Annotated in this window: 18 protein-coding genes and 3 tRNA genes; 9 read left to right on the top strand and 12 right to left on the bottom strand. The window is 74.4% G+C overall.

Features of this window, described 5'->3' with window-relative positions:
- The 4 genes from ACZ4MO_RS01915 to ACZ4MO_RS01900 are packed head-to-tail and all read right to left on the bottom strand — an operon-like array spanning position 1 to position 4,266.
- A complete protein-coding gene (locus ACZ4MO_RS01915; protein WP_043652990.1) occupies positions 1 to 1,215 on the bottom strand; it encodes a sugar ABC transporter permease in 1,215 nt (404 codons plus the stop codon).
- A complete protein-coding gene (locus ACZ4MO_RS01910) occupies positions 1,212 to 2,024 on the bottom strand; it encodes an ATP-binding cassette domain-containing protein (RefSeq protein WP_081599863.1) in 813 nt (270 codons plus the stop codon). Before ACZ4MO_RS01910 ends, ACZ4MO_RS01915 begins: the two co-directional genes overlap by 4 nt.
- Complete coding sequence (locus ACZ4MO_RS01905) at positions 2,021 to 3,151, bottom strand: substrate-binding domain-containing protein (protein ID WP_175007477.1); 1,131 nt, start codon at positions 3,149 to 3,151, stop codon at positions 2,021 to 2,023. Before ACZ4MO_RS01905 ends, ACZ4MO_RS01910 begins: the two co-directional genes overlap by 4 nt.
- Positions 3,148 to 4,266, bottom strand: a complete 1,119-nt coding sequence (locus tag ACZ4MO_RS01900) for an ROK family transcriptional regulator (protein WP_081599862.1) — start codon at positions 4,264 to 4,266, stop codon at positions 3,148 to 3,150. The genes ACZ4MO_RS01905 and ACZ4MO_RS01900 overlap by 4 nt, the downstream gene beginning before the upstream one ends.
- Before the next feature lie 402 nt (positions 4,267 to 4,668).
- Here ACZ4MO_RS01900 and ACZ4MO_RS01895 point away from each other — a divergent pair, with 402 nt between their 5' ends.
- From ACZ4MO_RS01895 to ACZ4MO_RS01875, 5 genes are all read left to right on the top strand, one after another.
- The gene (locus ACZ4MO_RS01895; RefSeq protein WP_499278581.1) at positions 4,669 to 5,940 is read left to right on the top strand and encodes an ABC transporter substrate-binding protein; all 1,272 of its coding nucleotides are present in this window, start codon (positions 4,669 to 4,671) and stop codon (positions 5,938 to 5,940) included.
- Between the two features lie 139 nt (positions 5,941 to 6,079).
- A complete protein-coding gene (locus ACZ4MO_RS01890; protein ID WP_021482933.1) occupies positions 6,080 to 6,982 on the top strand; it encodes a carbohydrate ABC transporter permease in 903 nt (300 codons plus the stop codon).
- On the top strand, positions 6,979 to 7,881 hold the full coding sequence (locus ACZ4MO_RS01885) for a carbohydrate ABC transporter permease (protein ID WP_021482932.1): 903 nt from the start codon (positions 6,979 to 6,981) through the stop codon (positions 7,879 to 7,881). Before ACZ4MO_RS01890 ends, ACZ4MO_RS01885 begins: the two co-directional genes overlap by 4 nt.
- 259 nt (positions 7,882 to 8,140) lie before the next feature.
- Positions 8,141 to 12,118 carry a discoidin domain-containing protein gene (locus tag ACZ4MO_RS01880; protein WP_175007476.1) on the top strand — a complete coding sequence of 1,326 codons (3,978 nt, stop codon included), beginning with the start codon at positions 8,141 to 8,143 and terminating at the stop codon, positions 12,116 to 12,118.
- Between the two features lie 237 nt (positions 12,119 to 12,355).
- On the top strand, positions 12,356 to 13,069 hold the full coding sequence (locus ACZ4MO_RS01875) for an anaerobic ribonucleoside-triphosphate reductase activating protein (RefSeq protein WP_175007475.1): 714 nt from the start codon (positions 12,356 to 12,358) through the stop codon (positions 13,067 to 13,069).
- A 77-nt stretch (positions 13,070 to 13,146) separates the two neighbouring features.
- Here ACZ4MO_RS01875 and ACZ4MO_RS01870 read toward each other — a convergent pair whose 3' ends face one another.
- The gene (locus ACZ4MO_RS01870) at positions 13,147 to 13,770 is read right to left on the bottom strand and encodes a GyrI-like domain-containing protein (RefSeq protein ID WP_175007474.1); all 624 of its coding nucleotides are present in this window, start codon (positions 13,768 to 13,770) and stop codon (positions 13,147 to 13,149) included.
- Between the two features lie 236 nt (positions 13,771 to 14,006).
- On the opposite strand from ACZ4MO_RS01870, the gene ACZ4MO_RS01865 reads away from it, so the two are divergent.
- Positions 14,007 to 14,303: a hypothetical protein gene (locus tag ACZ4MO_RS01865; protein ID WP_175007473.1), complete on the top strand. Its 297-nt coding sequence runs from the start codon at positions 14,007 to 14,009 to the stop codon at positions 14,301 to 14,303.
- Here the strand turns inward: ACZ4MO_RS01865 and ACZ4MO_RS01860 are convergent.
- From ACZ4MO_RS01860 to ACZ4MO_RS01850, 3 genes are all read right to left on the bottom strand, one after another.
- Complete coding sequence (locus ACZ4MO_RS01860) at positions 14,278 to 15,297, bottom strand: alpha/beta fold hydrolase (protein ID WP_175007472.1); 1,020 nt, start codon at positions 15,295 to 15,297, stop codon at positions 14,278 to 14,280. The two genes, ACZ4MO_RS01865 and ACZ4MO_RS01860, sit on opposite strands and share 26 nt — an antisense overlap.
- 43 nt (positions 15,298 to 15,340) lie before the next feature.
- On the bottom strand, positions 15,341 to 15,943 hold the full coding sequence (locus ACZ4MO_RS01855; protein WP_074805208.1) for a TetR/AcrR family transcriptional regulator: 603 nt from the start codon (positions 15,941 to 15,943) through the stop codon (positions 15,341 to 15,343).
- 117 nt (positions 15,944 to 16,060) lie between these two features.
- Positions 16,061 to 16,133, bottom strand: a tRNA-Arg gene (locus tag ACZ4MO_RS01850).
- A 230-nt stretch (positions 16,134 to 16,363) separates the two neighbouring features.
- Here ACZ4MO_RS01850 and ACZ4MO_RS01845 point away from each other — a divergent pair.
- Entirely contained in the window at positions 16,364 to 17,131 is a 768-nt protein-coding gene (locus ACZ4MO_RS01845) for an ABC transporter ATP-binding protein (RefSeq protein WP_051028386.1), read from the top strand.
- A complete protein-coding gene (locus ACZ4MO_RS01840) occupies positions 17,128 to 18,501 on the top strand; it encodes a hypothetical protein (protein ID WP_043657548.1) in 1,374 nt (457 codons plus the stop codon). Before ACZ4MO_RS01845 ends, ACZ4MO_RS01840 begins: the two co-directional genes overlap by 4 nt.
- A gap of 177 nt (positions 18,502 to 18,678) precedes the next feature.
- Here ACZ4MO_RS01840 and ACZ4MO_RS01835 read toward each other — a convergent pair.
- Positions 18,679 to 18,767: transfer RNA gene (locus tag ACZ4MO_RS01835), tRNA-Ser, on the bottom strand.
- Between the two features lie 86 nt (positions 18,768 to 18,853).
- Positions 18,854 to 20,131 (bottom strand): threonine/serine exporter family protein, encoded by a 1,278-nt coding sequence (locus ACZ4MO_RS01830; RefSeq protein WP_175007471.1) that lies wholly within the window; start codon positions 20,129 to 20,131, stop codon positions 18,854 to 18,856.
- Positions 20,132 to 20,227: 96 nt separating this feature from the next.
- Here ACZ4MO_RS01830 and ACZ4MO_RS01825 point away from each other — a divergent pair, with 96 nt between their 5' ends.
- Positions 20,228 to 22,042 carry a GMC oxidoreductase gene (locus tag ACZ4MO_RS01825; RefSeq protein WP_175007470.1) on the top strand — a complete coding sequence of 605 codons (1,815 nt, stop codon included), beginning with the start codon at positions 20,228 to 20,230 and terminating at the stop codon, positions 22,040 to 22,042.
- A gap of 9 nt (positions 22,043 to 22,051) precedes the next feature.
- Here ACZ4MO_RS01825 and ACZ4MO_RS01820 read toward each other — a convergent pair.
- Both ACZ4MO_RS01820 and ACZ4MO_RS01815 read right to left on the bottom strand, forming a co-directional pair.
- Positions 22,052 to 22,139, bottom strand: a tRNA-Ser gene (locus ACZ4MO_RS01820).
- A 100-nt stretch (positions 22,140 to 22,239) separates the two neighbouring features.
- Positions 22,240 to 22,785: a GTP-binding protein gene (locus tag ACZ4MO_RS01815; protein ID WP_286186217.1), complete on the bottom strand. Its 546-nt coding sequence runs from the start codon at positions 22,783 to 22,785 to the stop codon at positions 22,240 to 22,242.
- Positions 22,786 to 22,813 lie beyond the last annotated feature (28 nt).

Here is a 22,813-nt window from a genome sequence, read left to right as displayed (position 1 = left end):
TCAGACCTCCCGTCGACCACGAATGAGCATGTCGACGACGATAGCGAGGAGCAGGACCGCTCCGGTCACGATGTACCGCGTGGCCGTGTCGAGGTTGAGCAGCGTGAGCCCGTTCGCGATGGACTGGAGCACGAGCACGCCGAGCAGCGCCGACCATGCGCTCCCGCGCCCGCCGAACAGGCTCGTGCCGCCGATGACCGCGGCCGCGATCGCCGTCAGGTAGGTGTCCGCCGCGCCGGTCCCCTGGTTCGCCGCCGCGAGCCGGCCCGCGGCGAGGACGCCGCCGAGCGCGGCGAACGTCGAGCACGCGACGAAGCACGAGACGACCGTGCGGCGCACGGCGACGCCCGCGAGGAGCGCGGAGCGCCGGTTGCCGCCGACGGCGCGCACGGAGCGTCCCCAGCGCGTGCGGCGCAGCAGCACGTCGACCACGACCACGAGCGCCACGAAGAGCACCACGGTGTAGCCGATCCCCCGCGCCGTGCCGAGGTACGCGACGGTCGCGACGAGCACCGCCGCGAGGACCGCCGTGCGGACCGCGATGCGGCCCAGGCCCGGGCTCGGGAGCTCTGCCCGGACCCGGCGCACGTGGTCGGTCACGCGCAGCGCGGCGTACCCCGCCACGACCACGACCACGAGGCCCCACGCGACCGCGGGGGCGAGGAAGCCCTGCTGGACCGTGCGGACGAGCCACGACTCGAACGGCAGGTTGATCGAGCCCTTGGGCCCGAGGACGCGCAGCTGGACGCCCGCGAAGATGAGGAGCCCCGCGAGCGTGAAGACGAACGACGCGAGCCCGAGGCGCGTGGACAGCAGGCCGTAGCCGAGCCCGACGACGACGCCCACGGCCAGCGCCGCGACGATCGCGACCCCGACGGGCCAGCCCAGCCCCACCGTGCCGACGGCGAGCACCGCCGCGGCGAGCCCGCTCACCGAGCCGACCGACAGGTCGATCTGGCCGACGAGCAGCACGAGCACGACGCCGAGCGCGATGATCCCCGTGGGGGCGCTCTGGAGCGTGAGGTTGACGAGGTTCTCCGCGGAGAGGAACGCCGGGTTGATCGCGCCGAGCACGACCCAGATGAGGACGAGCGCGGCGACGATGGGCAGCATGCCGAGGTGCGCGCCGCGCAGCTGCTGCACGACGGACCCGGACAGCGCGCCCGTCGCGGGCCGGTCGATCGCAGCGCCCGAGGCGCGACCGGGGACGCTCATCGGTGCACCGCCCCGGTGCCGCCCGTGCGCCGCTCGCGCTCGGCGCCGCCCGCGCTGCTGCCCGTACCGCCCAGGCGCGCCGGGCGCACGGCGCCCGTCATCGCGGCGAGCAGGTCCTCGTAGGAGGTGTCGCCCGGGAACTCGCCGTGCACGCGGCCGAGCCGCAGCACGAGGATGCGGTCGGCGACGGCCTGGAGGTCGCCCGCCTGGTGACTGATGAGGACGACGGCGTGCCCGCGCTCGCGCAGCTTCTCGATGAGGTTGAGCACCTCGGCCGTCTGCCGGACGCCGAGCGCCGCCGTCGGCTCGTCGAGGACGAGCACGCGCGGCGACCCGAGGAGGGCGCGCGCGACGGCCACGACCTGCCGCTGGCCGCCCGAGAGCGTGCGCACCGGCTGCCGCACCGACGGGACGGTCGCGGCGAGCTGGTCGAGCAGACCCCATGCCTCGCGCTCCATCGCGATCTCGTCGAGGAACGGCCCGCGGAGGACCTCCTGGCCGAGGAACACGTTCTCGACGACGTCGAGGTCGTCGACGAGCGCGAGCTGCTGGAACACCGCCGCGATCCCGTGCTGGCGCGCCGCCGCCGGGGAGTCGAGCACGACGGGCGCGCCGTCGAGCAGCACCTCGCCCGCGTCCGGCCGGAACGCGCCCGCGACGACGCCCGCGAGCGTCGACTTGCCGGCGCCGTTGTCGCCCACGACGGCGAGGACCTCGTGCTCGCGCACCTCGACGTCGACGTCGACGAGCGCCCGGACGCCGCCGAAGTTCTTCGAGACCCCGCGCAGGGTCAGGACGGGGGCGCTCACGGCGCCGCCTCCAGGAGACCCGCGTCGACGCACGCGTCGACGTACGACGGGGTGCAGATCTCGTCGACCGTGTAGACGCCGCCGTCGACGAGGACGCGCTGGACGTCGTCGACGCCGACCGCGCGCGGTGCGAGGAGGAGGCTCGGGACGCCGTCGATCACCACGGTCGCGCGGGGGTCCTCGCCGCGCAGCACCCGCACGGCGAGCTCGGCGGCCGTGCGCGCCTGCTGCGTCGTGGCCTTGTAGACGGTCATGTACTGGTCGCCCGAGACGACGCGCTGGACGGCCGCGAGCTCGCCGTCCTGACCCGTGGTGGGCGGCACCGGGTCGAGGCCGGCGGCCTTCATCGCGGCGATGGCACCGCCCGCGATGCCGTCGCTCGCCGCGAAGACGCCGTCGACGCGACCCGGGTACTGCGTGAGCTGCCCCTCGACCCACTCGGTCGCCTTGTCGGGGCTCCAGTCGGGCGTGTCGTACTCGGCGAGCACGTCGATGTCCTCTCCCTCGAGCGCACGGTGGGCGCCGGCGGCGAGCTCCGCGGCGTTCGGGTCGGTCGGCGAGCCCTGCACGAGCAGGACACCCGGCCGCCGGCCCTGCGCCGGCGGGTCCTGCTCCGCGCGGTCGAGGACCGCGCCGACGAGCGCCTCCCCCATGAGGTACCCGATGAGCTCGTTGTCGAACGAGACGTAGTAGTTCGCGCCGTCGACGAAGCGATCGTAGGCGATGACGGGCACGCCGAGGCGCTGGGCCTCGGCGACGACGCTCACCGCGGCGACGGCGTCGACCGCGTCGAGCACGAGGACGTCCGCGCCGCGCGCGAGCATCGACTCGGCCTGCTGCTGCTGGTTCGCGGCGTCCTGGGCGGCGTTCGCGTACAGCACCTCGCACGACGGGCAGCGCCGCTCGACCACCCCGACGAAGGTCGGGCGGTCGGTCGTCTCGTACCGGGCGGTCTTGGCCTCGGGTAGCAGGAGCCCGATGGTCCCCTCCGAGGGCCCGGCGGGCTCCTCCGACGGCGCGCAGCCCGCGAGCGCCAGGAGGGCGAGCACGACCGCCGTGACAGCCGCCGTCACCGCGCCCCGCGCGCGACGGCGGGCGCCCCCGGCCCGGACGAGGGCCCCCGTCATGCGCTCACCCCCAGGGAACCGCTCACGCGCGCGAGGTCGAGCGCGACGGCGAGCGCGCCGCGCACCTCGGCGGCCGACCCCAGCTCGGACGCGACGACCTCGACCGGGCCCGCCGTGCTGGGGACCGTGCGCTGCTCGAGCGCGGTGCGGAGCGGACCGAGCAGGGCCTCGCCCGCCTCGGCGAGCTGCCCGCCGACGACGACGATCTCCGGGTCGACGAGGTTGCACAGGTTCGCGGCCGCGACGCCGAGGTGCTGCCCGGCGTCGAACAGGACGCGGCGGCAGCCGGGGTCGCCCTCCTGCGCGCGCGCGATGACGTCGCGCAGCGTGAGGTGGCCGCGGCTCTCGGAGAGCATGGACAGCAGCACGCCCGCGCCGACGTACATCTCGAGGCACCCGCGGTTGCCGCAGCGGCACACGGGGCCGTTCTCGTCGATCGTCACGTGCCCGATCTCGCCCGCGACGCCCGCGCGGCCGTGCACGACGCGCCCGCCCAGGACGAGCCCGCCGCCCACGCCGTGGGACACGCGCAGGTAGGCGACGGCGTCGTGCCCGACGGCCGCCCCGAACCGGGTCTCGGCGAGGGCGCCGAGGTTGGCGTCGTTGTCGACCGTCACGGGCGCGCCGAGCTCGGCCTCGAGCAGCTCGGGGACGACGACGCCGTCCCAGCCCCGCATCATGCCGACCGTCGCGATGCGCCCGGCGCGCACGTCCACGGGGGCGGGCACCCCGACACCGACGGCGAGCAGCTCCTCGGGGGACGCGTCGACCGACGCGACCATCTCCCCGACGAGCAGCGCGGCGCGCTGCAGGCCGGTGTCCGCGCGGTGGTCCGGGGCGAGCGGCATGCGCTGGTCGGCGAGCACGCGCATGGACGCGTCCGCGAGCGCGACGCGCATCGAGCGGGTGCCGAAGTGCACCCCCGCGACGAGCCCGAGGTTGCGCGCGAGGGTGACCTGGAGGGCGCGGCGCCCGCTGCGCGTGGACGGCGAGGTGTGCAGGACGCCCGCGCCGGTGAGCTCCTTGACGATGTTGGAGACGGTGGCCGGGGACAGCCCGGTGACGCCGGCCAGCTCGATCTGCGTGAGGGAGCCACGCTGCTGGACGGCGCTCACGATCCGGGCTCGGTTGGCCTCACGCAGTGAAGTCTGCGAGCCCGGTGTCACCCGGTCAGCGCGCACGTCGGTCAGGATACCGCCGGGACGCGCCGGTCCTGGTGGGACGCCTCGCCGTGCAGGTGGGGACGGACGGCTCGACAAGGATCGGACAGCGCTGTCAGAATGATGGTCGCCGCACGGCCGCGGGGTTTGGATCCATCTCCTGACGCGTACATCACGATTCAGCGACGCTTGCGTTCATTTCTTGACATCAAGGGTCGGGCGCCGTTGTATGGGCCTCGGGTTCGAGGGCGCGCCGGTGCGCCCGGCCGGTGCGACGTGGTCGTCCCGCCGGTCCCCCACGACCGAAGAAGGCGTAGGGATATCACGATGCGAATCGATCGCAGGACGAGCGCGACGGTGGCGACGGCCGCCCTCGTGGGTCTCGCACTCGCCGCGTGCAGCGGCGGTGGTTCCGGTGACGGGGGCACCGGTGACGGGGGCGCTTCGGGGGGCGGCGACGAGGTCGAGGTCTTCACCTGGTGGGCCGCCGGCTCCGAGAAGGCCGGTCTCGACGCGCTGGTCGGCGTGTTCGAGGAGCAGCACCCCGACGTGGAGTTCATCAACGGCGCGGTGGCCGGCGGCGCCGGCTCGGCCGCCAAGGACCTCCTCCAGTCCCGCCTCCAGGCCCAGGACCCGCCGGACACGTTCCAGGCGCACGCCGGTGCCGAGCTCCAGGACTACATCGACGCCGCGCAGATCGAGGACGTCTCCTCGCTCTACGACGAGTTCGGCCTCACCGACGTCTTCCCGGCCGACCTCGTCGACCGCCTCAAGTCCGACGACGGCGCGATCTACTCGATCCCGTCGAACATCCACCGCGCGAACGTGGTCTGGGCGAACCCGACGGTCCTCGAGGCCAACGGCGTCGACCCGGCCGCGACCTACGCGGACCTCGACGCCTGGATGGCGGACCTCGACAAGCTCAAGGCCGCGGGCGTCACGCCGCTGTCGGTCGCGACGACCTGGACCCAGGTCAACCTCCTGGAGACCGTGCTCCTCGCGGACCTCGGGGCCGAGGGCTACAACGGCCTGTGGGACGGCTCGACCGACTGGGAGGGCGCCGAGGTCACGGCCGCCCTCGAGGACTTCGAGAAGCTCATGAGCTACACCAACACCGACCGTGACGGGCTCGACTGGCCCGAGGCGACCCAGATGGTGATCGACGGCAACGCCGCGTTCAACGTCATGGGCGACTGGGCCGTCGCGGCGTTCGAGGAGCAGGGCAAGACGCTCGGCACCGACTTCACCGCGTTCCCCGTCCCGGGTACCGACGGCGTGTTCGACTTCCTCGCCGACTCGTTCACCCTCCCGGTGGGCGCCCCGCACCCCGACGGCGCCAAGGCGTGGCTCGAGACCGTGGGCTCGCTCGAGGGCCAGGTCGCGTTCAACAAGGCCAAGGGATCCATCCCGGCTCGCACCGACGCCGACCCGGCCGAGTTCTCGGAGTACCAGCAGACGGCGATCGAGTCGTTCGGCAACGACACGATCGTCTCCTCGCTCGCGCACGGCGCCGCCGCCCCGGTCGCGACGCTCAACGCGATCTCCGACGCGACGAGCAAGTTCACGTCCGGCGGGTCCGACCTCGCGACCTACCAGTCCGAGCTCGCCGCGGCCACCGCACAGGGCTGACACCGCTCCACGGAGCCGCCGCGCGTCGTCGGGCACGTCCCGACGGCGCGCGGCAGCCCCGCGAGCGGAACACGTCCCCGGGGACGCCGGCGCTCCCGAGCGCCGCGTCCTCCGCACTCCACGACCGGGAAGACCCACCATGCTCAAGTCACTGCGACGAGCCGGCCCAGCGCTGCTGCTGCTCGCCCCCTCGCTGATCCTCGTCGGCGTGTTCGTCTACGGCCTGATCGGCGCGAACTTCAGGACGTCGATCACGGACAACCACACCGCGGCACAGGCCACGGGCCAGAAGCCCTCGGTCGTCGTGTGGTTCGAGAACTACACGGCCCTCCTCGGCAGCGAGGCGTTCCAGCACTCGCTGAAGAACCTCGTGCTCTACACGGTGGTCTTCCTCGCCGGCACGATGCTCATGGGCTTCCTGTGGGCGTGGATGCTGGACAAGCCCGTCAAGGGCGAGGGGATCTTCCGCTCGGTCTACCTGTTCCCCATGGCCGTGTCGTTCGTCGCGTCCGGTGTCGTGTGGCGCTGGCTGCTCAACTCGAACCAGGGCGAGCAGGCGAGCGGCCTCAACCGGCTGTTCCAGATCGTCGGGCTCGACTTCCTGCAGAACAACTGGTGGAACAACGTCACGTGGGGCATCACGGCGATCGCGATCCCCGCGATCTGGCAGCTCTCCGGGTACGTCATGGCGCTGTTCCTCGCCGGGTTCCGCGGCATCCCCGACGAGCTGCGCGAGGCCGCCCGCATGGACGGCGCGAGCGAGTGGAAGCTGTACCGCCACGTGCTGTTCCCGCAGCTCTCGCCGATCGCGCTCTCGGCGCTCATCATCATCGGCCACATGTCGCTCAAGGCGTTCGACCTCATCATGTCGATCTCGAAGCCCGCGAACTACCAGACCAAGGTTCCGGCCGTCGACATGTACGTCTTCAAGTCGAGCTTCGACTACGCCAACGCGGCGGCCGTCGGCTCGATCCTGCTGATCATCGTGGCCGTCGTCATCGTGCCCTACCTGATCCGCACCAACCGTCAGGAGAAGCGATGACGACCACCTCGACGCCGGCCGTCCCCGCCCCCGACGTCGTCGGCACGCCGCGCCAGCCGGCGCGCCGCACGCCGCGCGAGCGCTTCTCCGTCGGCCGCACGCTCAAGTACGCGGCGCTGGTCCTGTTCCTCGTCATCGTCCTCATCCCCGTCTACGTGCTCTTCGTGACGAGCTTCAAGGGCGCGGGCGACGCGTCGCCCGCGCGCGCGTGGTCGCTCCCGCAGACGTGGACGACGGAGAACTGGCAGACGGCGTGGACCGCGCTGTCCCCCGCCATCTGGCGCACGGTGCAGATGGTCGTGCCGTCGGCGATCATCGCGGCCTTCCTCGGGTCGCTCAACGGGTTCGTGCTCTCCCGCTGGTCGTTCAAGGGCGCGAACATCGTCTTCACGCTGATCCTCTTCGGGATGTTCATCCCGTACCAGGCCGTCATGATCCCGCTCAACCAGCTCGTGCTGGGCCTGGGCATCCCGAGCGGCGTGCCGTCCCTGATCCTGCTGCACGTCATCTACGGCATCCCGATCACGACGCTCATCTTCCGCAACTACTACATGACCGTGCCGCACGAGCTCGTCGAGGCCGCGCGCGTCGACGGCGCCGGGATGCTGCGCACCTACTGGTCGATCATCCTGCCGATCTCGATCCCGAGCTTCGTGGTCGTGCTCATCTGGCAGTTCACGTCCGCGTGGAACGACTTCCTCTTCGCGGTGTTCTTCTCCTCCAGCCAGAACGGCCCCGTGACGCTCGCGCTGAACAACCTCGCGAACGGCGCGCTGCTGCAGAACTACGGCGTCTCCATGGCCGGCGCGCTCTTCGCGTCGCTCCCGACGCTGCTCGTGTACATCGTCCTCGGCAAGTACTTCGTCGGGGGGCTGATGTCGGGCTCGGTCAAGGGCTGAGCCCCGACCGGGCGTCGTCCGCCGCCCGGAGGCCCGTCGGGGAGCGTGGTCGCACCACGTTCCCCGGCGGGCCTCCGCTCGTCCCGCACCGCCGAGGATCACCCGCAGCAGTTCTCCGGAACCCCTGGACACAGCCAGACAGCGCTGTCAGGATGGCGAGCACCGGCGCTCCGCACCCCTGGCCCCTCGGCAACCACCCGCGCCGCACCGCCGTCCCCGGCGGACCCGCTCCCGACGACGACGACGAGAGACACGCACCATGACCCGATCGCCCGCCCCGCCCCCTGCCGTGCGCCGCGCTCGGCGCCGCACGACGACCGCCGCCCTCGCGCTCGCGACGGCCGGCTACCTCCTCCTGGCCCCCGCGACCGCCCAGGGCGCGCCGGCCTCCCCGCCCGCGGCCCCGGCGTCGACCACGGTCGACGCCGCTCCGGCGTACGGCGCCCCCGACGCGACCGCCGCCGACTACTACGGCGCGCTGCTGCGCCACACCCGCTGGGTCGAGACCGTCTGGGACGAGTCCGCGGGGGTGTACCAGCTCAAGGACTTCAACTTCGCCGTCGTGCTGGGCAACGCCGTGCTCCTGACCCACGGCGAGTACGACGCCGAGCTCGCGGGCGTCCCGGAGGAGACGCTGCGCGCCCGCACGCTCGCGACGATCCGGCACTACGCGGCGACCAACCGCTTCGTCGACCCCGCAGGCACGTGGGGCAAGAAGCTGTTCTGGGACTCGACGTTCCAGTCCTACTTCCTCGCGGCGGGGACGCTGCTGTGGGACGAGCTCGACGCGACGACGCAGGCCAACCTCACCACCATCGCGACGGGCCAGTCGAAGTACACCGCCGACCTCGACTTCGGCAAGGACCCGCTCTCGGGGTCGTGGACCGCCGACTGGCCGACGGGCAAGCACGAGGGCGACACCGCGCAGGAGGAGGTCGGCGTCTACACGCAGGCCCTCGCGCCCGGCCTCGCCTGGGCCCCCGACGACGCCGACGCCGCACGCTGGGCCGAGCAGCTCGGCGACTGGGGCCGCAACGCCGCGGGCCAGCCGACGGCCGACCGGAACAACCCGGCCGTCGTCGCCGGCAAGCCCGTGTCGACGAACACCATGCAGACCATCCACGACACGTACCTCGTGGAGAACCACGGGTCGTTCGGGCCGCACTACCAGTCCGACATCTGGCGCTCGGGCGGCCGCAACGCGATCCACTTCCTCCTGCGCGACGAGCCGCTCCCCGAGATCCTGCTGCACCAGCCGAACTCGGCCGAGCTCTGGGAGTCCATCAAGCTCGTCATGTCCGACGCGGGCGAGCCGTTCATGCCCATGGTCGCCGACCGCGAGTTCCTCTACGGCCGTGACGCCATCCCCATGGCGTTCCTCGGCCAGGTCCTGCGCGACCCCGACGCCGCGCGCGCCGAGGCGAACCTCGCCGCGGCGCTCGAGGACTACCAGTCGTACGCGCCCGTCTACCGGCTCGCGAAGTTCTCCGGCGAGCCCAAGTACGAGCCCGAGGCCCGCGCGGAGATCGCGATCTCCTACCTCCTGCACGTCGAGGCCGCCGAGTCGCCCGAGGGTCCCGTCGAGCCGACGCCGCAGGACGAGTTCTTCGAGCGTCTCTCCGGCGTGCGCGACTTCGGGGCCGGGCCCGGCCTGACCGTCCAGCAGACGGCGGACGCGTGGGCCGCGGCGTCGAGCCGCAAGGGCTTCGTCAAGTTCCCCTGGGTCCCGGCGCACGACTCGTGGCTGTTCCACGTCTCCGGCTCGACCCCGTTCCTCTACCCGACCACGGGCGCGACGGTCGACGACCGGCACGTGCGGACGTACACCGGGCCGCGGGACGGCTTCGAGGGCACGTCGTCCGTGTTCCGGGTGGGCGGCGGGTACGCGGGCCAGGTCACGCTCCCGACGGGCGCCGCCGTCTACGCGTCGACCGGCGCCGGCACGGAGGACGCGAGCCTGTCGGTCCGCAACCTCGACATGAACGGCTACTCGGGCCTCGACGGGTCGCGCACCTACACGACCGCCGAGGGCGAGACCACCGCGACGCTCCCGGTGACGCGTCCGGCCGACCCCGCGGACGCGAAGGCCGCGCGCGTCGACGACCTGTCGTTCGCGCCGGTCACGGCCCGCTACGTCCGGCTCCTCGGCCAGCAGGGCCACCCGCAGTACGGCTACTCGATGTTCGCGTTCCACGCCTACGGCGACGAGCGGTCGACGACCGACCTCGCCGCCGGGAAGGTCGCGATCGCGTCGAGCCAGGACACGGCGGGCGGCCGCACCGCGGCGCGCGTGACCGACGGCAACCCGTCGACCCGCTGGGCCGTCGCGGTCGGCGAGCGCACGCGCCCCGACTCGTGGATCCAGGTCGACCTCGGCGAGGAGACCACCGTGGGCGGCGTGCGGTTCGCGTGGGAGGCGAGCGCGGGCGCGCGCTACCTCGTCCAGACGTCGACCGACGGCGAGACCTGGACCACCGCGACCGCCTACGGCAAGGCCCCGGCGGACGTGAACGTCGCGCGGCTCGACACCGTCGACCTCACGCCCGCGGGCGCCGACGAGCCCGGCCCCGTCACGACGCGCTACGTCCGCATGCAGGGCGTGCGCGGCGACGCGGCCTACGGATACTCGCTCTACCACCTGCGCGCGTTCTCGCCCACGGGGACCGACGTCGCCGCGGGCAAGGCGGCCACGGCGTCGAGCGCCAACGGGTCCAACCCTGCGAGCGCCGTCACCGACGGCTCCGCCACGACCCGCTGGGCCGTCGCGATCGCGGACCGCACGCGGCCCGACTCCTGGGTCCAGGTCGACCTCGGCGTGCCCACCGCGGTGAGCCAGGTCCAGCTCGGCTGGGAGGTCGCCGCGGGCCAGGAGTACCGCGTGCAGGCGTCGCTCGACGGGCAGACGTGGCACGACGCCGCGTCGTTCCGGTACACGGGCGACCAGGTGCTGAGCAGCGAGGGCGACTGGCTCAACGTCGAGGGCGAGGCCGGGTTCGTCGTGCGCGGCTCGGACGCCCCCGTGACCGTCTCGCGCGCGACGGACACGCGCCACGTCGTGCGGCTCACCGACGGCGCGACCGGGCCCCGGCTCGTCGAGATGGTCCCGGGCGACGCCGCGGCCACGGCCGCGCAGGCCGGGGCTCGCGTGCCCACGGCCGACGCGGCGGGCGTGCTCGTGAGCGCGGTCGACGGGTACGTCGTCGCGTTCAACCTCACGGGCGCCGACGTCGCGACGACCCTCACCGTCCCGCACGACGGCGGGGCCGTCCCGGTCTACGCCGGCACCCAGGCCGTGGGGTCGGACGCCTCGACGCTCGCGGTCACGGTCCCCGCGGGCGACGCCGTCGTCCTCGCCCCGCGCGCGACGGTCGCCACGCCCGCCGGGCAGACCCCCTCCGGGGTCACGGTCGCCGTCGACGACGCCCGCTCGTTCCGCGTCAGCGGTGACGGGGCGCCGGTCGTGCTGCACCACGCCGAGACGGGCGCGACGCGCACCGTCGGGGCGACGCCGTCGGGCACGCGCGTCACCCTCCGGGACGCGACCCCGTTCCCGGTCGCGGACCACGCGCTCAGCACGCTCACGTTCCCCGCGTCCGTGCTGCCCGCCGGCATGACGTCGCCGTCGCTCGCCGTGGACGGCGACGCCGCGACGTCGTGGGTGCCCGGACCGGACGGCCGCATGGTCACCGACCTGGGCGCGCCGCGCGAGATCGGCACCGTCGTCGCCGCGTGGGAGCGCGGCGGCGCGCCGGAGTCGGTCGTCTCGGTGAGCGACGACGGCCTGACGTTCACCGACGTCGGGACGATCGGCACCGGCGACGTGCGCGGCGCGCTCGCCGTGGACCGCACGGCCCGGTACGTCGCGCTGAGCACGTCGTGGCGCGACGGCGACCCGGGCCTCACGGCGCTGCGCGTGCTCGCGCCCGGCGCCGCGGACCCCGCGGCCCACCCCGGGGTCGCCGTGACGGCGACGGCCGAGGTGCGGTGCCTCGCGGGCAAGGCGTACGTGGCGGTGCGCGTCGTGAACGACGACGACGTCCCGCTCGACGTCGAGGTCGCCACCCCGTGGGGCGCGAAGAGCTTCTCCTCGGTCGCCCCGGGGAAGAACGCGTACCAGTCGTTCGCCGTCCGCGGGGCCACGAGCGGCCCCGTGACCACGACGGCGACGCCGTCCGACGACGCCGACGAGCGCGAGACCGTCGCGACGCCGGAGCACGGGCAGCCCGCCTGCGGCTGACCGTGCCGCTCCCCCGGACCCGGGGTCGTGCGCCCGCCCGTGGCGCGCGGCCCCGGGTCCGTCGCGTCCGGCGCGCACGTCCCCGCGCGGGCCTGCGTCGGGCCCGGATCGGGCCCGGCAGGTCGGGACCTTCGGCCGGTCCGGCGCAGGGCCTCGCGAGGATACGTTCGAGGTCCTGACGGCACCGCCGTCGGGCGGTCCGGACCGCCGGGCCGTCGTGGTCCGAAGGAGCCGCCGATGACCCGCCCCGGCCTCGTGGTCGCCGGACTGGACCGGCTGTCCGTCACGGACTGGCCCGGCCGACGGGTCGCCACCGTCCTCACCCAGGGCTGCCCGTGGCGCTGCGGCTACTGCCACCACCCCGGCCTGTGCGCGGTCGCCGCGCCCGGCGGCGCGCCCCCGCAGGACACGGTCCCCTGGTCCGAGGTCGTCGCGTTCCTCGCGCCACGCCGCCGCCTGCTCGACGGCGTCGTGTTCTCGGGCGGCGAGCCCACCCTGCACCCCGGGCTGCTCGGCGCGATCGACGACGTGCGGGGCCTCGGCCTCGACGTCGGGCTCCACACCGCCGGCCCGTGGCCCGCACGGCTCGCCCGGCTCCTGCCGTTCGTCGACTGGGTCGGCCTGGACATCAAGCACCTGCCGTCCCGCTACCCCGTCGTGACGGGCACGATCCCGTCCGGGCGCCGCGCGTTCGAGGCGCTGGCCGTGATCCTGCGCTCGGGCGTCGACCACGAGGTGCGCACGACCGTCGACCCGAGCGTGCACTCGCGCACCGAGCTCCTCGCGCTCGGCACGCACCTGCGCCGCCTCGGCGTGCGCGAGTGGGTGCTCCAGGAGGCCGTGCCCGACGGCGCGTCCCCCACCTGGGCGCGCGGCCTCGCGGGCCGCCGCCTCGCCGACGTCCTCGACGTGACCGACCTCGCCTGGGCGCGGCGGCGCGCCGCCGCCTGACGTCGCGCCCTGACGTCGCGGCGTCGGGCCGCGCGCGGCGGCCAGGTCGATCCTGGAGTCGCCGGACGGGCCGGGGGTCAGACCGGGCGGACCGGCTGACGGAGCACGGTGCGCAGCTTCGCGGGGTCCGTGCGCCGGACGTCGCTCAGGTAGATCTCGTGGTGCGGCCCGGCGAACGTCAGCCCGTGCTCGGGGAGGTAGACGTCGTGCAGCTCCGCGAGCACCGGGCCCTCGTCGTCGTACGGGCCGACGTGCAGCGTCTGCACCGACCGCCCCTCCGTGAGGCTCGTGCGGCGCACCAGGTCGAGCGCGGCCGGGGGCTCCTTCTTCGCCCGGAGCGTCTCCGTGGCGGCGACCACCGTGTCCTCGTCCACCCAGTCGGGCTGGAGGACGAGGAGGGTCCACCGCCACGCGCCCTTCTCGCGACGTACGAACGTGCCCGGGTCGTCGGCCGTCCACAGCCCCTCGAGCGGCCCGACGACGTAGTCCCGCCCCGCGCGCTTGCTCGCGAACTTCACGGCGTAGGAGAGGGAGAACAGCGCCTCGACCGCCTGCCCGTAGGCCGGCGCCGTGTTGGGGTCCCCCTCGCCGTCGACGGCGAGGTAGGCGAGCGTCGGGACGTCTACCTCGACGAACCGGCCGCGGGGCGGCGCGTAGAGCTCGCGGTGGGACGCCTTGAGGTCGACCTTGTCCGACGGCATGGCCCGACGCTACCGGGCCCCGCCGACACGCAGCACGCCGACGGACGGTCCGCGCACGGGCCCCGCACGCCTGATATCCAGGAGGGGTGACCTCCCCGCCGCCCTTCCCCCCGCACGACCCGCGGCACGGGTCCCCGTACGGCGGTCCCCCACCGGGCACGCAGCCCGCCTTCCCGCCGCGCCCCGGGTATCCGCCGCCCCCTGGGCACCCGGCCCCGGGGTACGCGCCGTCGCCCGTGCCGCCCGCGGCCGCCTTCACGCCGCGGTACCGGCGCACGGCCTGGGTGCTCATCTGGGTCCCGGTCGTCCTCATGGTCGCCGCGGGCGCGCTGAGCATCGGCCTGCTCGCCTACGCCGACAGCGACCCGTCGAACAACTCCGCCGCCGGTTACCTCGCCCTGCTGACGTGGGCCGCGATGCTCGTCGCCGGGCCGCTCCTGCTCGGCGCGTTCGTGCCGGGCTGCGTGATGCTCGCGCGCTCGAACCGGGCGCGCGCGCTCACGCAGGTCACCGGCTACCGGCCGCCGGCCTGACGGCGGGCGTCGGCCCGGAACGGGTGACGGGCGGGGCCACGTACTCGACGACCGCCCGCACGACGTCGGGGTCGCGCAGCAGCCGGTGGTGCCCGAGCCCCTCGGTCGTGAGCAGCTCGCCCTCGGGCCAGGCCGCCGCGAGCGCGGCGCCGACGGGGTACGGCACCTCCTTGTCGGCGCGGTCGTGCACGACGAGCGCCGGCGGCACCCGGTGCGTGCGCAGCGTGTCCCGCACGTCGAGCTCGGGCAGCGGGCGCCCGGCGAGGTCGGAGAGCCGGCTCTGGAGGAGCGCGCGCGTCGGCCGCGACAGGCCCAGCAGGTCGGCGAACCCGTCGAGCTGGCCGAGGACGTCGGCGATCGCCGCGACGAGCACGAGGCGTCCCGCGGGCAGGCCGTCGCGCACCGCGAGCACCGTCGTCGCCGTGCCGAGCGAGTGCGCGACGACGGCCGTCGCCTCCCCGTGCTCGCGCACCACGGCGGCGAGGGCGTCCGCGAGCTCGGGCATCGTGCTCCGCCGCGGACCGAGGCGGCCGGGCCCGGAGTCGCCGTGGCTCGGTGCGTCGAACGCGACGACACGGTGGCCCGCGGCGCGCAGCGGCTCGACGAACGCCCCGAGCTGGCCGCGCCGGCCGCCCCACCCGTGCGCGAGGTAGACGACACCGGCCCCCGTCCCGTGTCCCGCGGCCCCGACGGGCGCGTCGTCCGCGGAGGCGTGCGGGTCCCACGACTCGACGACGACCCGCGCACCGGACGACGTCGTCACGGTGCTCAGCGCACCGGCGACGGCGCGGTCGTCCCGGCGGCGACCCGCGCCGTCGGGCGGGGTGCACCACAGGTCGAGCGCGAGCCGCGCGGCGCGCCGAGGCGACACCGTCTGGAGCACCGCGAACCGGGCGCGCACGAGCGCGAGGCGGGCCGCGGCCTTGCGACGGCGCGCGGCGCGCCGCCGTTCCAGCCGAACGGTCGTGCTTTTCTCGGCTCGCGAGGCGGTCACGCGGGTCCTCTCCGTAGGGATGCGGTCAGGTGCGGGCGGGCGCTCAGGCGACCGGGACGGGCGCGCGCGACGCGTCGAGGAGAGCCGCGAACGCGCGGCGCGCGCGGTCCTCGGCCGACGGGTCGGCCATGAAGACGTGCGCGTGGTGCAGCGCGAGCATCACCCCGTAGAGCTCCGACGCGAACTGCTGCGGATCCACGTCGTCGCGGAAGCCGCTCTCGGCGACGCACGTCCGGTAGACCTGCGCGACGGCGTCGTACAGGTCCTGGTGGTCGCGCACGAGCTGGTCCCGGACCGGCCCCTCCTGGGCGGCGAGCTCCGTCGCCGCCTTGACGAACAGGCAGCCGCCGGGCTGCTGCCGCAGGTCGCACACGAGCCACCGCTCGAACAGCTCGCGCAGGCGGCGCTCGCCCCGGGGCGTGCGCAGCGCCGGGGCGACGACCGTGTCGACGAACTCCGCGCGCGCCTGGTCGAGCACCGCGAGCTGGAGCGACTCCTTCGAGCGGAAGTGCGCGTAGAGCCCGCTCTTCGACATGCCCGTGGCGCGCGCGAGCTCACCGATCGTCAGGCCCGCCAGGCCCACGCGGTACGCGGCCTCCACGCCGCGGTGCAGGATCGCCTGCCGCGTGTCGTCGCCCTTGGTCACCCGGCGAACGTAGCACGACCGTGCGAAAACCGGGAGGGCAGGTCGCCCGGCCGCGGCGTCACGAGACGCGCGGGAAACGACGAACGGCCCCACCCGTCGGGTGAGGCCGTTCCGCTGTGCGCCCGGAGGGATTCGAACCCCCAACCTTCTGATCCGTAGTCAGATGCTCTATCCGTTGAGCTACGGGCGCTGGTCGTGCCGGCCGTTGATCGCTCACCGGCCGTCGAGAACACTACCGCCTCCTCGCCCTGATCCCAAACCGGATCCGGGCCCGGAGGCCGCGGCGTGACGGACGCCACGCCGTCCGACCGTCGCCGCACGGGCCGCGCCGCGCGGTCCCCCCACGGTCGGACCCGGACCCGACGACGTCCCGTCCCCAGCCCGACGCGGCGGCGCCCCGCCGCGGCGGACGATCGACGCATGACGTTCACCGGCCCCACTCCCGTCCCCGGCGGCTCGCCCCTCGTCGCGAGCGCGCTCACCAAGGTCTACGGCTCCGCCCAGACCGCGACGCACGCCCTCGCGGGCGTGAGCCTCACGGTGCACCCCGGCGAGTCGCTCGCCATCATGGGCCCGTCCGGGTCCGGCAAGACGACCCTCCTGCACTGCCTCGCGGGTATCATCACGCCGTCGTCCGGCTCGGTGTCGTGGCGCGGCGAGGACGTCACGACGCTCTCGGAGGCGCGGCGCACGATCCTGCGGCGCCAGGACTTCGGCTTCGTCTTCCAGTCCGGACAGCTCCTGCCCGAGCTGCCCGCCGTCGAGAACGCGGCGCTGCCGCTCATGCTCGCCGGCACGGCCCGCGCGGAGGCCACCGCGGTCGCCGCCCGCTGGCTCGCGCACCTCGGCCTCGCCGGGATGGAGCAGCGCCGGCCGGGCGAGCTCTCCGGCGGGCAGGCCCAGCGCGTCGCGATCGCGCGCGCCCTCGTCGGGTCGCCGGGCGTCGTCTTCGCCGACGAGCCGACGGGCGCCCTCGACCAGTCGACCGGCGCCGAGGTGCTCGACGTCCTCACGCGCGCGACCCGCGACTCGGGCGCCGCGCTCGTCGTCGTGACCCACGACGCCGGGGTCGCGCGGCACTGCTCGCGCACGGTGACGATGCGCGACGGGCTCGTCTCCGGCGAGTTCTTCGCACCCGGCCACGACGTCGCGGCCCCGGCCGCCCCCGGTCAGGAGAGCGCCCGATGAGGACCGTCGACCTCTGGTGGCTCCTGCGCCGCCGCAGCGCCGACGAGCGCGACCCGCAGGGCCTGACCAACGTGCTCGCCGTCATCGCGTTCGCCACGACCACCGCGATCCTGCTCGTCGTCGTGGGCGGGTTCGGGGCGTTCCTCGGTCGTGCCGGCGGCATCGAGGGCATGCAGGAGGGCGTGGACGCGGCCGTCACGTCGTACGACACGCAGTACCCGATCTTCGCCGGCATCGCCTCGCTCCTGCTGCTCATCCCGCTCGTCACGCTCGGTGGGGCGGCCGCGCGGCTCGCCGTCGCGCGCCGCGACGCGCGCCTGGCGGCGCTCAGGCTCGCGGGGGCCACGACCGGCCAGGTCACGTCGCTCACGGTGCTCGACGCCGCCGCCCAGGCCGTCACGGGGGCGCTCGTCGGCCTGGTCGGCTACGGCGCCCTCCTGCCGCTCGTCGCGCAGCTGCGGTTCCAGGGCCGCACGTTCGACCTCGGCGAGCTGTGGGTCGGCGTGCCCGCCCTGCTGGGCGCCGTGGTGCTCGTGGTCGCGGTCGCGCTCGTGTCGGCGCTCGTCAGCCTCCGGCGCGTCGCGATCACGCCGCTCGGCGTCGCCGCGCGCGTCACTCCCCCGGGCCTCAAGGCGGTGCGCCTGCTCGCGACCGGGCTCGCGGCCGTCGCGATGATCGTCGCGACCAACCTGTCGTTCGGCTCGGCCGCGGTCGGGATCACCGTCGTGGTCGTCATCCTGCTGATCGGCTTCGCGACGCTCAACCTCGTCGGGCCGTTCGTCATCTGGGTCGTCGGCAGGATCACCGCCGGCTCCGCACGCCGCGTGCCCACGCTGCTCGCCGGGCGGCGCATCGTGGACAACCCGAAGACCGCGTGGCGGTCCGTGGGCGGGGTCGCGCTCGCGACCTTCATCGCGGGTCTCGCGAGCATCTTCGCGCTCTTCGACCCGGGCATGGCGTCCGACCCCGCGGAGGCCCAGTTCCTCGTCGACATCAAGACGGGCGGCTTCCTCACCCTCGCCATCGCGGGCGTCCTTGCCGCCGTCTCGACGGGCGTCATGCAGGCGGGCCGGGTCATCGACCAGCGCGGCGAGTACCGCACGCTCGTCCTCGCGGGCACCGACCTGCGGACGCTCGACCGGGCGCGCTTCCGCGAGACGCTCGTGCCGCTCGCCGTGAGCGTGGGCGTCGCGACAGCCGCCGTGCTGCTGTTCATGGTGCCCGTCCTCGGCATCAACGCCTTCACGAACGCGAGCGTCGCGCTGCAGTTCCTCCTGTGCGTGCTGGGCGCGTCCGCGCTCGTGCTCGCCGGTGCGGGGGCGTCGCGGTTCGTCGTGCGGTCGGCGCTCGCGACGACCGGCACGGCGTAGGGGGACGGCGTAGGGGAACGACGCCGAGGGCACCAGAGGCCCGGTGGCGGTACCGGGGCGGCAGGGGCTCGGCCACGAGCCCGGCCGCCCCGCCCGCGCGTCGGGCCACGTGATGCGGCCACGCGATCCGGGCAACAGAAAAGGCCCCGGGTGCGTGCACACCGAGACCTTCCTGAGCGGAGACGGAGGGATTTGAACCCTCGAACGGGTTGCCCCGTTACCACCTTAGCAGGGTGGCGCACTAGACCTGACTATGCGACGTCTCCTCGCAGGGCTCTGCGGAGAGCCTGCGTCGCCCAGGGTACAAGGGCGTCGCCACCAGACCAAACCGCCGGCCCGACGGCGTCCCCTCCTACCGCTCGAACGTCCACTCGCGATCCGTGAGCATCCGCGCGACGGCGAGCCCGATGGCGAGAGCGACGATCACCAGGCCCGCCTCCACGGCGTAGGCGAGGGCCTGCGCCGTCGCCCCGGTGTTGAACTCGTACACCGCCCGGTACGCCGTGACGCCGGGGACCATGATGACCACGGCCGGGACGGACACCGTGATGCGGGGGACGCGCAGCGCGGGCGCCACCGTCGCCGCGAGGAGCCCCACGAGCAGCGCCGCCGCCGCGGCGGCCGCCTGCGGGACGACGTCGGCGTCGACGAGGAGCAGACGCCCCACGTTGGCGACCATCCCGATCGAGGCCGCCCCGAGCGCCATCGCCCAGGGGCTGTTGAACATCAGCGCGAAGCCGAGCACGCCGAGGAAGCTCGCGACCGCCCGCAGGCCGAGCAGCACGGGCTCCGCGAGGACCGGCGGCGGCACCGGGTCCGGGGCGAGCCCCGCGGCGGCGGAGACGCCCCACACCGCCAGCGCCGCCGACGCGAGGATCATCAGCGCGTACGTCACGCGCGCGACGCCCGCGGAGAAGTCGAGCTTCGCGAGGTCGAGCGCGCCCGTCACGAGCGCGAACCCGGGCACGAGGAACAGCACCGCCGAGACGTACCCCGCCTCGTGCCCGCCCTCGACCCCCGCGAGCGCGGAGAGCGCCAGCACGAGCCCCAGGTACGCGACGCTCGCGACCGCGGCCGCGAGCATCGTCACCCCGAACTGGTTGATGCCGCGGTGGAGCATCGCGCGCCGCACGCCCTGCCCGAGCGCCGCCGCGACGAGCACCGCGCCGCACTCGACGAGCCCGCCGTGGTTGAGGAACGCGAACGCGGCGCACGCGATCCCCGCCCACAGCGCGTTGAGGAACGCTCCGTAGAGCGGCTCGCGCCGCGCGATCCGGTCGAGCTCGGCGTCGACCTCGTCGAGGTCGGCCCCGGCCGGCAGCGTGGCCGAGAAGCGCTCGAGCTGCGCGAGCCGGTCGGCGTTGATCCCGATGGAGCGCACCTCGGTGAGCTCCGTGCGGAAGATCGGCCCCCGGTACGACGTCGCGGTGATCTCCGTGAGCGTCACGTGCGCGGCGATGCGGTCCAGGCCGAGCGCCCGGGCAGCGCGCGTCATGTGCGACTTCACGCGGTAGCTGCCGGTGCCCGCGGACAGCGCGAGACGACCGATCCGCAGCACGGTGCCCGACCGGCGGATGAGGTCGACGGGTTCGAGACCGGCTTCGTCGGCCGGGGAGGGCTCAGGCGTCACGACGCCATGATCCCGTACCGCCCCGCGCCCGGCACTCGCCGAAGGTCCCGGAACGCCCGGCCAGAGCCCCGCGCCGTCGTGACGTAACGTCTGCCCATGGCCGCCGACGTCCCCCGCACCGCCCCCGCCGACGCACCCGGGCGCGGAGGCCCGCACGTCCCGACCGACTTCGACGTGCTGATCGTCGGCTCGGGGTTCGGCGGGAGCGTCACCGCCCTGCGCCTCACCGAGAAGGGCTATCGCGTCGGGGTCCTCGAGGCGGGCCGCCGCTTCACCGACGAGGCGCTGCCCCGCACGTCGTGGCGTCTCCGGTCGTTCCTCTGGGCTCCCGCCCTCGGATGCTTCGGGATCCAGCGCATCCACCGCCTCCGCGACGTGCTCGTCCTCGCCGGCGCCGGTGTCGGCGGAGGCAGCCTCGTGTACGCGAACACGCTGCACGAGCCGCTCGACGACTTCTTCACGGACCCCGCCTGGGCCGACGTCGCCGACTGGCGGGCCGAGCTGGCGCCCTGGTACGACCAGGCGCGCCGGATGCTCGGCGTCACCACCTACCCCGGACGTACCCCCGCGGACGACGTCATGGAGGACGTGGCCCGCGAGACCGGGGTGGGCGACACCTTCGTCAGAGCGCCGGTCGGTGTGTTCTTCGGCCGAGGCGGGACACCGGAGCCGGGCGTCACCGCCCCCGATCCCTACTTCGGCGGAGCCGGGCCCGAGCGACGCGGTTGCACCGAGTGCGGCGCGTGCATGACGGGGTGCCGGGTCGGGGCGAAGAACACGCTCGTGAAGAACTACCTCTATCTCGCCGAGGCCGGTGGCGCCCAGGTCCTGCCGCTCACGACCGTCACCGAGGTCCGTTCCGTGCCCGACGGCGCGGGCGGCGTCCTGCACGAGGTCCTCGCCCACCGCTCAGGGCGGCCCTGGGCAGGACGGCAGCGCTACACGGCACGCCACGTCGTGCTCTCCGCGGGGGCGCTGGGCACGCAGAGACTCCTCCACGCCATGCGGGACTCGGGACGCCTGCCGGGAGTCTCCGAGCGACTGGGACACCTCACGCGCACCAACTCCGAGGCCCTGCTCGGCGCCACGGTCCGGCGTCGCGACCACCGGCGGCGGCCCGACGCGCCCGACTACTCGCGCGGCGTCGCCATCACGTCGTCGTTCTACCCGGACACCCGGACCCACGTCGAGCCCGTGCGGTACGGGAAGGGGTCGGGCGCCATGGGGCTGCTCCAGACCGTCCTCACGGACGGTGGCCCGGGCAGGTGGCGCACCTGGCTGCGGGAGCTGTGGCGCCGACGTCGGGACCTGCCGGCGATGGCCGACCTGCGCGACTGGTCGTCGCGGACGATCGTCGCGCTCGTCATGCAGAGCCACGACAACTCGCTCACGACCTCACTACGGCGAGGGCTCCTCGGCCGCAGGGTCCTCACCTCCCGCCAGGGACACGGCGCGCCCAACCCGACCTGGATCCCCGCCGGGAACGACGCCGCACGGCGCATGGCCCGGCGCATGGGCGGCATGCCGGGAGGGACCGTCGGCGAGCCCTTCGACGTCCCGATGACGGCTCACATCCTCGGCGGGTGCGCGATCGGCACCTCGCCGCAGACGGGCGTGATCGACCCGTACCACCGCGTCCACGGTCAGCCGGGCCTGCACGTGATGGACGGGTCCGCCGTGAGCGCGAACCTCGGGGTGAACCCGTCTCTCACGATCACGGCGCTCGCGGAGCGGGCCTGTGCGCTCTGGCCCAACGCGGGGGACGAGGACGCTCGCCCGCCGCTCGGCGCTGCGTACGTCGCGCTGGACCCGGTGGCACCGCGGCACCCGCGGGTGCCCGCGCACGCGCCGGCAGCGCTGCGCCCGGCGCGCGTCAGGCCGGGACGGAGCGCGGCTCCCGACCCGGCCTGATGGCACGCTTGGCGGAGGGCGAGGGATTCGAACCCCCGGTGCGTTGCCGCACAACGGTTTTCAAGACCGTCACATTAGGCCGCTCTGTCAGCCCTCCCGGCGAGCCATTGTGGCACGCCCCGCCCGTGCACGACGACGGCGGGCCGACCCGTGGAGGGCGGCCCGCCGTCGTGCCGTGGCGCGGGGTGCGGGAGTGGTCAGGCCGCCCCGCGGAGCTGGCGCATCGCGAGCTGGACGAGCGCGATGAGCGTCTGCTTCGTCGCCGCGCGCGAGCGCGCGTCCGTGTAGAGCATCGGCACGTGCGGCGGGATCTGGAGCGCCTCGCGGACGTCCTCGAGCTTGTGCTTGGCCACGCCGTCGAAGCAGTTGACGCCCACGACGAACGGGATGTTGCGCGACTCGAAGTAGTCGATCGCCGGGAAGCACTGCTCGAGGCGGTCGGTGTCGACGAGCACGACGGCGCCGATCGCGCCACGGACCAGGTCGTCCCACATGAAGAGGAAGCGGTCCTGGCCGGGCGTGCCGAACAGGTAGAGCCACAGGTTGCCCGGGAGCGACACGCGACCGAAGTCCATCGCGACGGTCGTCGTCGTCTTGCGGTCGGACACGCCACCCGCGTCGTCGACGCCCACCGAGTGCTCCGTCATCGCGGCCTCGGTGTTGAGCGGCTCCACGTCGGAGATCGAGCCGATGAACGTCGTCTTGCCGACGGCGAAGCCGCCCGCGACGACGATCTTGACCACCGTCGGCGCGGTCCGGGACGCCGCTGCC

Source organism: Sphaerisporangium cinnabarinum, assembly GCF_055567015.1.
The sequence above is the reverse complement of the archived record's forward strand: the minus strand, read 5'-3'. Positions and strand labels throughout refer to the sequence as shown.

Excerpts from the sequence above, each read along its gene's own strand:
- ACZ4MO_RS01875 (WP_175007475.1), top strand. The coding sequence starts at position 12,356 with ATGACCCGCCCCGGCCTCGTGGTCGCCGGACTGGACCGGCTGTCCGTC.
- ACZ4MO_RS01840 (WP_043657548.1), top strand. The coding sequence starts at position 17,128 with ATGAGGACCGTCGACCTCTGGTGGCTCCTGCGCCGCCGCAGCGCCGAC.
- ACZ4MO_RS01915 (WP_043652990.1), bottom strand. The coding sequence starts at position 1,215 with ATGAGCGTCCCCGGTCGCGCCTCGGGCGCTGCGATCGACCGGCCCGCG.
- ACZ4MO_RS01880 (WP_175007476.1), top strand. The coding sequence starts at position 8,141 with ATGACCCGATCGCCCGCCCCGCCCCCTGCCGTGCGCCGCGCTCGGCGC.
- ACZ4MO_RS01825 (WP_175007470.1), top strand. The coding sequence starts at position 20,228 with ATGGCCGCCGACGTCCCCCGCACCGCCCCCGCCGACGCACCCGGGCGC.
- ACZ4MO_RS01885 (WP_021482932.1), top strand. The coding sequence starts at position 6,979 with ATGACGACCACCTCGACGCCGGCCGTCCCCGCCCCCGACGTCGTCGGC.
- ACZ4MO_RS01845 (WP_051028386.1), top strand. The coding sequence starts at position 16,364 with ATGACGTTCACCGGCCCCACTCCCGTCCCCGGCGGCTCGCCCCTCGTC.
- ACZ4MO_RS01870 (WP_175007474.1), bottom strand. The coding sequence starts at position 13,770 with ATGCCGTCGGACAAGGTCGACCTCAAGGCGTCCCACCGCGAGCTCTAC.
- ACZ4MO_RS01905 (WP_175007477.1), bottom strand. The coding sequence starts at position 3,151 with ATGACGGGGGCCCTCGTCCGGGCCGGGGGCGCCCGCCGTCGCGCGCGG.
- ACZ4MO_RS01890 (WP_021482933.1), top strand. The coding sequence starts at position 6,080 with ATGCTCAAGTCACTGCGACGAGCCGGCCCAGCGCTGCTGCTGCTCGCC.